Here is a 13,502-nt window from a genome sequence, read left to right as displayed (position 1 = left end):
TAAAAGATAAGATTAAGGAAGCAATGATGAGCTTATTAGATGTCAAAGATCTGCGCGTCGAATTCACCACGCAAGATGGTATCGTAACCGCAGTAAACGATTTGAACTTCTCTCTCAACCAAGGCGAAACCTTAGGTATCGTTGGAGAGTCGGGATCAGGTAAATCTCAAACCGTATTCGCAATCATGGGCCTTTTGGCTAAGAACGGTATTATTTCTGGTAGCGCAAAGTTTGAAGGCAAAGAAATCCTAAACTTACCAGAAAAAGAACTGAACAAAGTGCGTGCGGAACAGATCGCAATGATCTTCCAAGATCCAATGACATCACTGAACCCTTACATGAAAGTGAGTGATCAGTTGATGGAAGTGCTTATGCTGCACAAAGGCATGGGCAAAGCGGAAGCATTTGAAGAATCAGTACGCATGCTGGAAGCGGTAAAAATCCCTGAAGCGCGTAAGCGTATCACGATGTACCCGCATGAGTTTTCAGGCGGTATGCGTCAGCGTGTAATGATCGCGATGGCGTTGTTATGTCGTCCTAAACTGCTTATTGCCGATGAGCCAACAACAGCACTTGATGTGACGGTACAAGCACAGATCATGGACTTGTTGAATGAGCTGAAATCTGAGTTCAACACAGCGATCATCATGATCACGCACGACCTTGGTGTGGTTGCAGGTTCGTGTGACAAGGTGCTGGTGATGTATGCAGGCCGTACTATGGAGTACGGTAACGTAAACGAAATTTTCTACAATCCAAGCCATCCTTATGCGGAGGGGCTGCTGAAGGCGATTCCTCGCCTCGATACTGAGGGTGAAATTCTGCCGACCATTCCTGGTAATCCACCAAACTTGCTTCGTCTACCGCCGGGCTGCCCTTATCAAGAGCGCTGTCACCGTGTGATGGATCGTTGTAAGCGCGAGGCGCCAATTCTGACACCATTTGGTGATGGTCGTCAGCGTGCATGTTTTTCTGAATGGGAGGCTTGGAACAAATGAACGCAGTAGACAAAAAACTAATTCTGGACATTTCTGAGCTGAAAGTTCACTTCAGCATTGCCTCAAAGTCGGCATGGCCGTGGTCAAAGCCTTCGAGCCTGAAAGCGGTAGATGGCGTGAACGTTCGACTATACGAAGGGGAAACGCTTGGTGTAGTAGGTGAATCAGGTTGTGGTAAATCGACGTTTGCTCGTGCCATCATTGGTCTGGTTGAAGCTACTGACGGCCAAGTAGTTTGGTTGGGTCAAGACCTTACTAAAATGAAAAGCGTTCAGCGCCGTGAGACGCGTAAAGAAATTCAGATGATTTTCCAAGACCCATTGGCATCGCTGAATCCGCGTATGACTGTTGGTGATATCATTGCTGAACCTCTTGAGACATTCTATCCAGAACTGTCTAAGCAGGAAGTGAAAGATCGCGTTAAAGAGATGATGGCGAAAGTTGGCCTATTACCTAACGTGATTAACCGTTACCCACACGAGTTCTCGGGTGGTCAGTGTCAGCGTATCGGGATAGCGCGTGCGCTTATCCTTAAGCCTAAGATGCTCATTTGTGACGAGCCAGTATCGGCGCTTGATGTATCTATTCAAGCTCAGGTGGTTAACCTACTTAAAGAGATTCAAAAAGAGTTAGGGCTTTCTCTGGTATTCATTGCGCATGACTTGTCTGTCGTTAAACACATTTCAGATCGCGTTTTAGTTATGTATTTAGGTAATGCCGTGGAACTTGGCGAGGCCGAGGCTCTGTTTGCTGATCCTAAGCACCCATATACGCGTGCGCTGATGTCTGCGGTTCCGATCCCGGACCCGGATATTGAGCGCAATAAGAAAATCCAAATGTTAGAGGGTGATCTTCCTTCACCTATCAACCCACCGTCGGGTTGTGTATTCCGCACTCGTTGCCCACAAGCAACCGAAGAGTGTGCGAAGACGAAGCCAAGTATTTTAGGTAATGACGTTCACGCTGTATCTTGTTTACACGTTAGTGTATAAATTCAGCCTGTGACGGGCTTAAGCGCGACACCTTCATCGGGTCGCGCTTTTTTTATGTGTCTGATTTATACATTCGAATTTCTTGAACATGATGTCCTAAGTTCGATGATTCTCTGTTTGATAGGAAACGCTAATATAGACACAAACAGAACGAGAGGAGAGCAATCATGGGTAAGTTGGTTGAAGGTGTTTGGCAAGATGTCTGGTATGACACAAAATCAAATGGTGGCAAATTTGTGCGCGAAGATGCCGGATTCCGTAACTGGGTTAAAAACGACCCTGATGCGGAGTTTACACCAGAGTCCGGTCGATACCATTTGTATGTCTCTCTTGCTTGTCCTTGGGCACATCGAACCCTCATTTTCCGCAAGCTGAAAGGTTTAGAACCACATATTGATGTCACGGTCGTTTGCCCTGATATGCTCAGCCAAGGTTGGCAAATGGGGCTTCCTGAGCCATTGTTTGGTCACACGCGCATGTATCAAATTTACACGCAGGCCAAACCCGATTACACGGGCCGCGTAACCGTGCCTGTACTTTGGGATAAAAAGACCAATACTATTGTGTCAAACGAGTCGTCAGAGATCATTCGCATGTTTAACTCGGAGTTCAATGCGTTAACAGGGAATCACGACGACTACTATCCAGAACATCTAAAACACGTTATTGATGAGTGGAACGATTTTGTTTATCCGAATGTCAACAACGGAGTGTATCGTTGTGGCTTCGCGACTACACAAGAGGCGTATGAAGAAGCGTTTGATTCTTTGTTTAATGCGTTAGATAAAATCGATGCTCACTTAGCGACGCATCGTTACTTAGCAGGGAACACAATTACTGAGGCTGATTGGCGTTTGTTTACGACTCTTATTCGTTTTGATGCGGTGTATGTTGGGCATTTCAAGTGTAACAAGCAGCGCATCGCAGACTACGAAAATATACAAGGCTACTTAAAAGAGTTATATCAAGTCGAAGGCGTCGAAGAAACGACGGATTTCTATCACATTAAACGCCACTACTACTTCAGCCACACTGGGATTAATCCGACGCAAGTTGTACCAAAAGGGCCTGATTTAGACCTAAATACTCCTCATGGAAGAGAAAGGATTGGCTAGTTTGCTGCTTCCATCGCAAATGAAAAAGTACTTAACGGTTAGCAATGACGTTAAGTACTTTTGTGTCATCTAAATACCGGGAGTAGGAAGTTTACTTTTTCATTCATCGCCACCTTACTTAGCGCGTACGATGTCCATCACTAGCTTTCCGTCCACTTTTACAGGACCGTCCTCTTTAGCGCCGAGCGTATACTCAAACACACCAGTCTTCATGCCACCTTTCTCTCCGTGGACCATTAACATCAGCATATCGCCTGATTCTACTGGTTCCATCAAAATTGCATTTACGTTTTCATTCTTTCCCATTTTTAACGGAGCGTAGCCGATAACAGGACCAGGCTTCATTGATTCGTCTGTTCGGTGGACAACCATCCACCCATTGTCATCAGCATGAGCCATTTCAGCGGTCACCGTTCCTCCGGACATATCTTGATCGACGCCTTTAATACTCGGGGCGGAAAAGCTGAATGAAGAAAAACTAATCAGAAACGCAGCTAAACCAAACTTTATCAGTGATGTATTGATGAAATCCTTCATATGTATTCCTTAGCAGTCAATGAGTTTGTGTATTGCAGTAGCTTTTACGTATTTCCTAGCAAAAAAGTTTAGCTAAAACGTAAATAATGCCGATAAATTGAACAGGGACCGTGCTGCTTTGGAGCCAATGCATTTTTGGGAGTGGGTCAATCGGTGTAATAACAAGCACGAGCAATGTCGGTTAGGTATGGGGGGGCGATAGGGAGAAAAGCTTTGTGCACCAGTAATTATAGGTTGTGCAGTAATTGGTATAAAAAACAAATAAGTGTTCTGGCCAGCAATAGAAAAAGCCCTCGACGAATCGAGGGCTTTGTATCTATATCCAACTAGATGTCAGAAGCGATTATTTAGCTTCTTGGTCTGCTTGGATAGCTGTTAGAGCGATGGTGTACACGATGTCGTCTACTAGCGCGCCACGAGACAAGTCGTTTACAGGCTTACGCATACCTTGCAGCATTGGACCGATAGATACTAGGTCAGCTGAACGTTGTACCGCTTTGTAAGTTGTGTTACCCGTGTTTAGGTCTGGGAATACAAATACTGTCGCTTTACCTGCAACTGGAGAGTTTGGTGCTTTAGAAGCAGCAACGTTTTCCATAATAGCAGCGTCGTACTGTAGAGGACCGTCAATGATAAGATCAGGACGTTTCTCTTGAGCCAGTTTTGTTGCTTCACGTACTTTATCAACGTCTGCACCCTTACCAGATTCACCTGTAGAGTAAGAGATCATTGCAACGCGTGGTTCGATACCGAATGCTGCTGCAGAGTCAGCAGATTGGATAGCGATTTCAGCAAGCTGTTCAGCAGTTGGATCTGGGTTGATTGCACAGTCACCGTAAACCAGTACTTGATCAGGCAGAAGCATGAAGAATACTGAAGATACGATAGACGCATTTGGTGCCGTCTTGATGATTTGGAACGGAGGAACGATAGTGTTCGCCGTAGTGTGAACAGCACCAGAAACTAGGCCGTCAACTTCGTCGTTCTCAAGCATCATTGTGCCTAGGAATACTGAATCTTGTAGCTTCTCACGAGCCACAACTTCAGTCATGCCTTTCGCACCGCGCAACTCAACTAGGCGAGCAACGTAGTTTTCACGAACAGCATCTGCATCAATGATGGTTACACCAGTACCTAGCTCAACGCCTTGTTGAGCCGCTACGCGACGGATTTCATCTGGGTTACCTAGAAGTACACAGTCTGCAATGCCGCGTTCAGCACAGATCGCTGCTGCTTTAACTGTGCGTGGTTCGTCACCTTCTGGAAGAACGATACGCTTACCTGCTTTACGAGCAAGTTCAGTTAGCTGGTAACGGAACGCTGGTGGGCTTAGACGACGAGACTTCTGAGTGCCTTCAGTCATAGACTCGATCCAGTTACCGTCGATGTGGCCAGCAACGTGTTCGTTGATGAACTCGATACGCTCTTTATCGTCTGCAGGTACTTCGATGCTGAAGCTCTGTAGGTTTAGAGACGTTTGCCAAGTGTTACCTTGTGCTTTGAATATAGGTAGACCAGTGTCGAATGCTGGTTTACATAGGCCTTCGATTTCGCTAGGGATATCGTAACCGCCAGTTAGCAGTACAGCACCAATATCCACACCGTTCATTGCAGCAAGAGAAGCAGCAACGATAACATCAGGACGGTCTGCAGAAGTAACAAGTAGAGAACCCGGTTTGAAGTGCTCAATCATGTTTGGCAGAGAACGTGCACAGAAAGTGATGCTCTTGATGCGACGAGTGTTGATGTCACCTTCGTTGATGATATCTGCTTTCAGGTGCTTAGCCATGTCGATTGCGCGAGTCGCAATCAGATCAATGCTCCATGGCACACAACCTAGTACACGAATTGGAGAAGTGTTAAAAATTTCCATCACTTTCAATTCGTTTTGTTTCGCGCTGTCTGCATCGTCAAAGATTTCAGATAGGTCAGGGCGAGTACGGCCAGCTTCGTCAACAGGAGCGTTTAGCTTGTTGATGATAACACCTGAGATGTTTTTGTTTTTAGTGCCGCCGAAGTTAGAACATGCTACTTCGATACGCTCTTTCAGTTGCGCAGGGTTATCAGTACCTGGAGTCGCAACTAGCACGATTTCTGCACCAAGTGTTGCCGCGATTTCCGCGTTTACTTGGTTTGCAAATGGGTGCTTACGAGTAGGTACAAGACCTTCGATTAGCGTAACGTCTGCGTCTTTGTTGATTTGGTTGTAACGTTCAACAACGGTTTCTAGCAGCTCGTCCATGTTGTCGTTACCGATTAGGCTTTCAGCAACAGACATCGCCATTGGTTCACCGATCTTCATATCGCTGTTACGACCAACGATAGTTGAAGTCAGATCTGGCTGATCACCACCTGAACGTGGCTGACAGATTGGCTTGTAGAAAGAAACTTTAACGCCTTTACGCTCCATAGCGCGAAGAACACCCATGCTAACGCTTGTTAGGCCAACGCCTGCGCTAGTAGGGATAAGCATAATAGTACGAGACATTCGTAGAGTACCTTTAGCTATTTGGGGGATAAAAGCTCAACTCTTATTCCATGAAGCTCGAAGAATAGGAGTTGAGCCCCTAAGAAATTCGTTTGAATGAAAATCTGGCTAGCCGAGTGGCTAGCCAGGAATTCAATTAAAGACCTGTCAGGCGAGCAGTGTCTTCAGCGATGACTAGCTCTTCGTTAGTAGAGATAACCATTGCAGGGATACGGCTGTTTTCAGTCGTGATAACGCCTTCGCCGCCGAAGCGAGCTTTAAGGTTAGCTTCGCTATCTACTTCGATACCGAAGATGCCAAGACGGTTTAGAACCATTTCACGGATAGGGCCAGAGTTCTCGCCGATACCGCCAGTGAAAGTGATTGCGTCTAGACGGCCTTCCATTGAAGCAGTGTAGCCAGCAACGTATTTAGCTAGACGGTGACAGAACACGTCCATTGCGCGTGTTGCTTCTTCTTTTTGACCGTAGTTGTCTTCAACGAAACGACAGTCAGAAGTCACTTCAGTTAGACCTTGAAGACCAGACTCTTTAGTTAGCATCGTGTTGATTTGATCAACAGAGTAACCTAGAGCGTCGTGTAGGTGGAAGACGATAGCAGGGTCGATGTCGCCACAGCGAGTACCCATTACCAGACCTTCAAGTGGAGTAAGACCCATAGAAGTGTCTACAGATTGACCGTTCTTGATCGCACATACAGATGCGCCGTTACCTAGGTGACAGTTGATGATGTTTACTTCTTCAACTGGTTTGTTTAGTAGGCCTGCAACTTCACGAGTGATGAACAAGTGAGAAGTACCGTGCATGCCGTAACGACGGATACCGTGTTCTTTGTATAGGTTGTATGGAAGAGCGTATAGGTAAGACTCTTCAGGCATAGTTTGGTGGAACGCAGTGTCAAATACAGCAACGTTTTTCAGCTCTGGGAAGTTTTTCTTAGCCGCTTCGATACCGATGATGTGAGCAGGGTTATGAAGAGGTGCAAATGTTGCAGCGTCTTGAATACCTTTTAGAACTTCATCAGTAATTAGTGCAGATTGAGTGAACTGCTCGCCGCCGTGAACGATACGGTGACCGATTGCGCCTAGGTTAGCTTTAAGCTCTGGCTTAGAAGCAAGAATAGTTTCTACCATAAACGCTAGTGCTTCTTCGTGAGCTGCACCATTGCCTAGTTGAGCTTCGTGCTTGCCATCAAGTTTCCACTTGATGCGAGCTTCAGGAAGGTGAAGACACTCAGCAAGACCTGACAAGTGCTCGTCGCCGTTCTCGGCATCAACAACGGCAAATTTAAGAGAAGAACTACCGCAGTTTAAAACTAAAACTAGCTTAGACATGTATGACTACCTGTTATTCGTCTGATAAAAAATCAGTTAAAGAATGAAAAATTAATCACAAGAATAGCCGATACCCAGAAGGCTGCGTACTAATCCTGGTCAAAAATTGTTCTAATTCCATATAAAGAAATAGTGATGAACCCTTCCATCACTATGATGCGATCCGTGCAGATAGATATCTCGGAGTTGCTTAAATTGTAAATAACAGCAACAATGAGATTGAGGGTCTGCAAAGGATAGCGATAATAAGCAATGATAACAAAAAAAATTTGAAAGAATATTAACTTTCATCAATTTTTTGTACCTTCAGTTGAAATGTTCAACTATTTTTTAGTGAGAGAGCGGTATGAGTAATAAAGTCGGATTGATCCATAGCCTGAAAGATGGCCAGAATTACATGGAGATCTGGCCGGTTCGTAAAGAGCTAAGCGCCATATTTCCGGAACAGCGTATCATTAAGGCGACTCGCTTTGGCATTAAAGTCATGCCAGCTGTTGCTGCGATCAGCGTACTCACTCAAATGGCATTCAACAATTACCACGCTTTACCTCAATCCATTGTTGTCGCCTTGTTTGCGATTAGCTTGCCACTTCAAGGCATTTGGTGGCTTGGTGCTCGGTCCAACACGAAATTGCCGCCTTCTTTGGCCTCTTGGTATCGGGAGTTGCATCAAAAAATTGTGGAAACAGGTTTTGCATTAGAGCCTGTCAAAGCTCGCCCTCGTTACAAAGAGCTTGCGATAATATTGAACCGAGCGTTTCGCCAGCTCGATAAATCGTCATTAGAGCGTTGGTTCTAATTTAAATTGTTTGAAATGGAGTGTGCACTGGCCGCTCCATTTTTGATCCTGCCTCTATTACCTACTTTGACGGTCGTTGATGAAGCGAGCGAAGCTTTGTTTGCCAAAGATTCTTTCCGGATGAAGAAGTCCCCCCGATCACAAATGTTGCTTTAGTGTTAAATCTTTCTTTTCTTTACTAAGACTTAGTAGTAATAATAAAAACAAGATGCGCAAGAAGTGCACAGTTATACGAACACAACAATACCGCCTTCAAACATTTGAATTCACGAGTCGATACACATATTGAAAGCTCGTGAAACAAGGACGAAGTCACATCAAGGAGTTATGATGAAAACGAAACGTTTATTAGCCACCGCCGTTCTATCAGCTACTGCTATTTTCTCTTCTACCAATGTACTGGCCGCCACTGCAACTGTCGCAGTTTCACAGATTGTCGAACACCCGGCGTTAGACGCGACGCGCCAAGGGTTACTTGATGGTTTGAAAGCGAAAGGCTACGAAGAAGGCAAAAATCTAGAATTTGATTATAAGACCGCACAGGGTAATCCAGCGATTGCGGTGCAAATTGCCCGTCAGTACGTCGGTGAAAATCCTGATGTGTTAGTTGGCATCGCGACACCTTCGGCACAAGCTTTGGTGTCGGCTACTCGCTCTATTCCTGTTGTCTTTACTGCGGTAACAGATCCGGTTGGTGCGAAATTGGTTAAGTCGATGGAACAACCAGGCAAAAACGTAACTGGCCTGTCTGATCTTTCACCCGTTGCTCAGCATGTCGATCTCATCCAAGAAATTCTTCCTCAGGTGAAAAGCATCGGGGTTGTATTTAATCCCGGTGAAGCTAATGCCGTGACTTTAGTTGAATTACTAAAAGAAAGCGCAAAAGCAAAAGGCATACAAGTGGTTGAAGCGACCGCACTAAAAAGTGCTGATGTTCAGTCTGCGACTCAAGCGATTGCAGCGAAATCAGACATTCTTTACGCCCCAACAGACAATACAGTTGCAAGTGCGATTGAAGGGATGATTGTGGCAGCGAATCAAGCGAAGAAACCTGTATTTGGTGGCGCGACGTCGTATGTCGAAAAGGGTGCAATTGCAGGCTTAGGTTTTGACTACTACCAGGTTGGTGTACAAACCGCGGATTACGTGGCGGCGATTCTTGATGGTCAAGAACCAGGCAAGCTGGATGTAAAAGTCGCGACGGGCTCTGACCTTGTAATTAATGAAAGCGCAGCATCTAAGCTCGGTATCAAGCTGCCAAGTTCTGTGATTGAACGTGCGACAAGCATGCAATAAGTAACGCTTTTTGGGGTTAAGCCTGTCACGTTGGTTGATAGAGGCTTGCCCCAAAATTGATACTCGCCAGATTTCTCGTGTAAAGCATTCTGCTAGAGAAGAAGGGGAGTATACGTTAGAAGTCTTAAGTTCAGGTTGGTATTAGCCAGCCTGAGCATGCAGAAAGGAGCAGTTATGTCTGCATTTGCTTTTTTTGGTGCACTCGAAATTGGCTTGATTTATGGCCTAGTCGCTCTGGGTGTGTATCTTACGTTCCGTGTTCTCGATTTCCCCGATTTGAGTGTGGATGGCAGCTTTCCAATGGGAGCTGCGGTAGCTGCAACGGCGATTGTCGCAGGTATTAATCCTTGGCTTGCGACAATAATGGCGATGATAGCTGGTAGTATGACGGGGTGGGTAACCGCTTTTCTGGCTGTTCGGTGTGGTATTTTACACCTGTTAGCTTCCATTCTTACCATGATCGCTGCATTTTCAATTAATATTCGTATTATGGGCAAACCTAATATGGCGTTGCTTGGAGAGGATACTATTCTCACTCCGTTTGAAGCATTGGGCGATGCGATGTTTATTCGCCCTCTGGTTGTTGGGGTCTTAGTTCTTCTGTCCGCTTTCTTTGTCATTCGCCTGCTGAACAGCGACTTTGGTCTTGGTTTACGAGCCACGGGTGTGAATGCGCGTATGGTTTCTGCGCAAGGGGCGAGCACTGGCTTTTATACCTACTTTGGCTTGGCTTTATCCAACGGGTTTGTGGGATTCGCAGGCGCGTTGTTTGCACAAACGAACAGCTTTGCGGATGTGACCTCTGGCGTGGGCACCATTGTCGTTGGTTTGGCAGCTGTGATTTTGGGGCAGACCCTTATTCCCGGGCGCAAGATTTGGGTTGCGGTATTTGCGGTCATCATCGGTTCGGTACTTTATCGCCTTGCAGTGGCTTTCGCTTTGAGCTCTGGCATGTTTGGTTTACAAGCTTCAGACCTCAACCTGGTTACCGCAGTATTGGTGGCTGTGGCGCTTATTGCTCCAAAGCTAAAACAGAGCATGAGAGCGAAACAACGCGTTACTGATGCTAAACAAGCGGCATCAAAAAATGGTTCTGGGGAGGCATTATGATCGAACTAAATAACATTCAGGTCACGTTCAACCCAGGGACGATTTTGGAAAATCGTGCATTGAAAGGCGTCTCTTTAGAGGTTCCAGAGCATCAATTTCTTACCGTGATTGGTTCTAATGGCGCAGGAAAATCGACGTTGCTTGGTGCGGTGACAGGTGAGACGCCGATGATAGGTGGTCAGGTGATCATTGATGGCAAAGACGTCACCAAGCAGACGGTTGCCCAACGTGCAACGCAATGCGCCCGAGTGTTTCAAGATCCATTGGCCGGGACTTGTGGTGAACTGACGATAGAAGAGAACATGGCTCTAGCGCACATGCGTGGTAAAAAACGCAGCTGGGGGTTGGCGCTCTCTACCAAACGTCGCAAGCTGTTCCAAGAGCGAATTAGCATCCTCGGTCTTGGTTTAGAAGACCGCTTGGGCGATAGCATTGGGTTGCTGTCTGGTGGACAACGACAAGCCGTTAGCCTTGTGATGGCGACGTTATCGGAGAGTAAGTTGTTGTTGCTTGATGAACACACGGCTGCGCTTGATCCTCGTATGGCGGCGTTTGTTATCGACTTAACTAAACGTATTGTCGATGAGTTCGATTTAACCGTGATGATGGTGACGCATTCGATGAAAGACGCATTAGCATGTGGCGATAGGACCGTAATGCTTCACCAAGGTGAAATTGTGCTTGATGTGGCTGGAGAGCAGCGCGCTAACATGCAAGTACCAGACTTGTTGGATATGTTCTCCAAAGTGCGTGGTGAAGAGCTGGCAGATGACAGTCTCTTGTTGAACTAAGCGGTATCCGACAAGTCACTACGCCTACTAAGTGTGATCCTCCTTGAGAAAATTGGCTGATATGTCAACTCGCAAGGAGGATTTCTTGTCTCTAATTCTTCAATAACATAGTGGCATATCCGATGACGAGGAGTGCCCATAATGAACCTGCCATTTATTTTTCATAGTCAAACTATTGATGGTTTAGCTTTTAATGACGAGCAAATTACAGTCAGACTGAAAACCGAGACATTGGATTTTGATTCCGTCTATGTGCGTATTGAGCCGGACAATGAAGAATATCTGGTCGACATGGCTCAAATTGGAACAGCTGGGGAATTGTTACTATGGGAGGCATCGTTTCGACCAAATCGAGATCGAGATGTCACACATTATGTGTTTAAGATCCTCAAAGACGGACAGCAATACTGGCTCGATGCACGAGGCGTACAAAAGCGTATTCCACCCAAAGAGTTCCACTTTAAGTTGAATGTAGAGCATCAACCACCAAGCTGGGTCCAACAGCAAGTTTTCTATCAAATCTTTCCTGACCGTTTTTCTGCTAGTAAAAGTGAGTCTGATATTCGCCACGCTTATGCTCAGTATGATTCTGCATCGATCGTTAAGGCGTGGGGAGACGCGGTAGGCTCTCACCAAAATACCGGGGCGCGTGAATTCTTTGGCGGCGACCTCAAAGGTGTGGAGCAAAAGTTGGACTATCTTGAACAGCTCGGCGTTACTGCGCTTTATTTTAATCCGATCTTTTCTTCACCAAGTAATCATAAATACGACACCACCGATTACTTCACTGTTGACCCTATGTTCGGCACTAATGATCAGTTTGCTGAACTGTGTGAGAAAATCCGTGGTAAGAATATGAAGATTGTCTTAGACGCGGTGTTTAACCACACGTCAGTGCATCATCCTTGGTTTGATATCCAACAAAAAGGAGAAGGAGCGTATGGCAATCCGCAGTCAAAGTTCCGTGATTACTACTTTTTCGAAGGTGAAACCAATCACTACATTGGTTGGAAAGGCATTGGTAACTTACCGGTTCTGAACTTTGAAAATGAACAGGTGCGCGACTACATCTACCAAAGTGAAGATTCTGTCATCAAGTATTGGCTGAAGCCACCGTACTTGGTTGATGGCTGGCGGTTTGATGTAATCCATATGCTTGGCGAAGGAGACGGCGCGAAAAACAATGCTCATTATGTGGCAGCGTTTCGTCATGCAACTAAGTCAGTAAACCCGAATGCTTCTGTGTTAGGTGAGCACTTTTTTGAAGCAACGCAGTGGTTGCAAGGTGATCAAGAGGATGGGGCGATGAACTACTACGGTTTTGCTCATCCAGTCCGAGCTTTTATCGCACGACAAGATATTATGTACGATCCAATCAACATTGATGGTTTGGAGTTTAAAGCATGGTTGGACGAAGCCAGAGCAAAAATCCCATTTTCTAATCAGCTATCGCAGCTAAATCAACTCGATAGTCACGATACTGCTCGGTTTATCACATTGGTTGATGGTGATAAGCGTAAAATGAACATCGCGCTAGCAATGCTTATGACTTACGTTGGCACGCCTTGTATTTACTATGGGAGTGAAGTCGGTCTAGAAGGAGGGCTAGACCCGGATAATCGTCGTTGTTTTCCTTGGAATGAAATTGAAAGTTCACAATGGCTATCGCTTTACCAACAATGGATCAAGATCCGTAAACAATGTAAGCCTTTAGAGTCGGGCTGTATTCAATGGCTTCATTGTACTAACAACCAGTTGGCGTACGCACGTGTACTGGGTCGTGAAGCAGTCGTTGTAATGGTTAATCTCAGTGGTAATGAATGTTCAATCGATTTACCTATGTGGCAACTGGGCTTGGAGGTTAGCCAAGTTATATCGTTGTTAGATGACACAGAACAGGTTGATTATAAAGGTCATATCTCTGTTAATATGTCGGCACAGAGCTGCAAATTATGGCGACTAAAGTGACACCACACTCTATATTGATTAAACTCCTTTAATATATAAACGGTCTCAAACAGCGCGCACACATTTGTTTGGTCT

11 protein-coding genes are annotated in these 13,502 nt (G+C 45.7%); 8 read left to right on the top strand and 3 right to left on the bottom strand.

Going from position 1 to position 13,502, the window contains the following annotated elements; translation table 11 throughout:
* Positions 1-26: 26 nt before the first annotated feature.
* The 3 genes from R7044_RS15745 to R7044_RS15735 all read left to right on the top strand — a co-directional run bounded on the left by R7044_RS15745 (position 27) and on the right by R7044_RS15735 (position 3,105).
* Positions 27-998, top strand: a complete 972-nt coding sequence (locus tag R7044_RS15745; protein WP_005380792.1) for an ABC transporter ATP-binding protein — start codon at positions 27-29, stop codon at positions 996-998.
* On the top strand, positions 977-1,990 hold the full coding sequence (oppF, locus tag R7044_RS15740) for a murein tripeptide/oligopeptide ABC transporter ATP binding protein OppF (protein ID WP_318141728.1): 1,014 nt from the start codon (positions 977-979) through the stop codon (positions 1,988-1,990). The genes R7044_RS15745 and oppF overlap by 22 nt, the downstream gene beginning before the upstream one ends.
* A gap of 167 nt (positions 1,991-2,157) precedes the next feature.
* Positions 2,158-3,105, top strand: a complete 948-nt coding sequence (locus R7044_RS15735; RefSeq protein ID WP_206958076.1) for a glutathione S-transferase family protein — start codon at positions 2,158-2,160, stop codon at positions 3,103-3,105.
* Between the two features lie 114 nt (positions 3,106-3,219).
* Here the strand turns inward: R7044_RS15735 and R7044_RS15730 are convergent, their stop codons facing one another.
* The 3 genes from R7044_RS15730 to R7044_RS15720 all read right to left on the bottom strand — a co-directional run bounded on the left by R7044_RS15730 (position 3,220) and on the right by R7044_RS15720 (position 7,463).
* Positions 3,220-3,642, bottom strand: a complete 423-nt coding sequence (locus R7044_RS15730; RefSeq protein WP_005380804.1) for a hypothetical protein — start codon at positions 3,640-3,642, stop codon at positions 3,220-3,222.
* Positions 3,643-3,985: 343 nt separating this feature from the next.
* On the bottom strand, positions 3,986-6,130 hold the full coding sequence (gene pta, locus R7044_RS15725; protein ID WP_005380805.1) for a phosphate acetyltransferase: 2,145 nt from the start codon (positions 6,128-6,130) through the stop codon (positions 3,986-3,988).
* Between the two features lie 136 nt (positions 6,131-6,266).
* Positions 6,267-7,463 carry an acetate kinase gene (locus R7044_RS15720; protein ID WP_005380807.1) on the bottom strand — a complete coding sequence of 399 codons (1,197 nt, stop codon included), beginning with the start codon at positions 7,461-7,463 and terminating at the stop codon, positions 6,267-6,269.
* A gap of 346 nt (positions 7,464-7,809) precedes the next feature.
* Here R7044_RS15720 and yfbV point away from each other — a divergent pair, with 346 nt between their 5' ends.
* The 5 genes from yfbV to malZ all read left to right on the top strand — a co-directional run bounded on the left by yfbV (position 7,810) and on the right by malZ (position 13,427).
* The gene (gene yfbV, locus R7044_RS15715; protein ID WP_005380809.1) at positions 7,810-8,262 is read left to right on the top strand and encodes a terminus macrodomain insulation protein YfbV; all 453 of its coding nucleotides are present in this window, start codon (positions 7,810-7,812) and stop codon (positions 8,260-8,262) included.
* Positions 8,263-8,592: 330 nt separating this feature from the next.
* Positions 8,593-9,558, top strand: a complete 966-nt coding sequence (locus tag R7044_RS15710) for an ABC transporter substrate-binding protein (protein WP_005380811.1) — start codon at positions 8,593-8,595, stop codon at positions 9,556-9,558.
* A 174-nt stretch (positions 9,559-9,732) separates the two neighbouring features.
* The gene (locus R7044_RS15705) at positions 9,733-10,668 is read left to right on the top strand and encodes an ABC transporter permease (protein ID WP_012841584.1); all 936 of its coding nucleotides are present in this window, start codon (positions 9,733-9,735) and stop codon (positions 10,666-10,668) included.
* A complete protein-coding gene (locus R7044_RS15700; protein WP_005387275.1) occupies positions 10,665-11,459 on the top strand; it encodes an ABC transporter ATP-binding protein in 795 nt (264 codons plus the stop codon). The genes R7044_RS15705 and R7044_RS15700 overlap by 4 nt, the downstream gene beginning before the upstream one ends.
* 141 nt (positions 11,460-11,600) lie before the next feature.
* Positions 11,601-13,427, top strand: coding sequence for a maltodextrin glucosidase (gene malZ, locus R7044_RS15695; protein ID WP_225455672.1), 1,827 nt, complete (start codon positions 11,601-11,603; stop codon positions 13,425-13,427).
* Positions 13,428-13,502: the final 75 nt, after the last annotated feature.

Source organism: Vibrio sp. 1402, assembly GCF_033340275.1.
Note: the sequence above shows the minus strand (reverse complement) of the source record. Positions and strands in the feature narration are given on the sequence as shown.

Bases quoted from the DNA above. Each gene is read 5' to 3' on its own strand.
- R7044_RS15700 (WP_005387275.1), top strand. From the start codon at position 10,665: ATGATCGAACTAAATAACATTCAGGTCACGTTCAACCCAGGGACGATT.
- R7044_RS15710 (WP_005380811.1), top strand. From the start codon at position 8,593: ATGAAAACGAAACGTTTATTAGCCACCGCCGTTCTATCAGCTACTGCT.
- oppF (WP_318141728.1), top strand. From the start codon at position 977: ATGGGAGGCTTGGAACAAATGAACGCAGTAGACAAAAAACTAATTCTG.
- R7044_RS15705 (WP_012841584.1), top strand. From the start codon at position 9,733: ATGTCTGCATTTGCTTTTTTTGGTGCACTCGAAATTGGCTTGATTTAT.
- R7044_RS15730 (WP_005380804.1), bottom strand. From the start codon at position 3,642: ATGAAGGATTTCATCAATACATCACTGATAAAGTTTGGTTTAGCTGCG.
- R7044_RS15735 (WP_206958076.1), top strand. From the start codon at position 2,158: ATGGGTAAGTTGGTTGAAGGTGTTTGGCAAGATGTCTGGTATGACACA.
- R7044_RS15745 (WP_005380792.1), top strand. From the start codon at position 27: ATGAGCTTATTAGATGTCAAAGATCTGCGCGTCGAATTCACCACGCAA.
- pta (WP_005380805.1), bottom strand. From the start codon at position 6,130: ATGTCTCGTACTATTATGCTTATCCCTACTAGCGCAGGCGTTGGCCTA.
- yfbV (WP_005380809.1), top strand. From the start codon at position 7,810: ATGAGTAATAAAGTCGGATTGATCCATAGCCTGAAAGATGGCCAGAAT.
- malZ (WP_225455672.1), top strand. From the start codon at position 11,601: ATGAACCTGCCATTTATTTTTCATAGTCAAACTATTGATGGTTTAGCT.
- R7044_RS15720 (WP_005380807.1), bottom strand. From the start codon at position 7,463: ATGTCTAAGCTAGTTTTAGTTTTAAACTGCGGTAGTTCTTCTCTTAAA.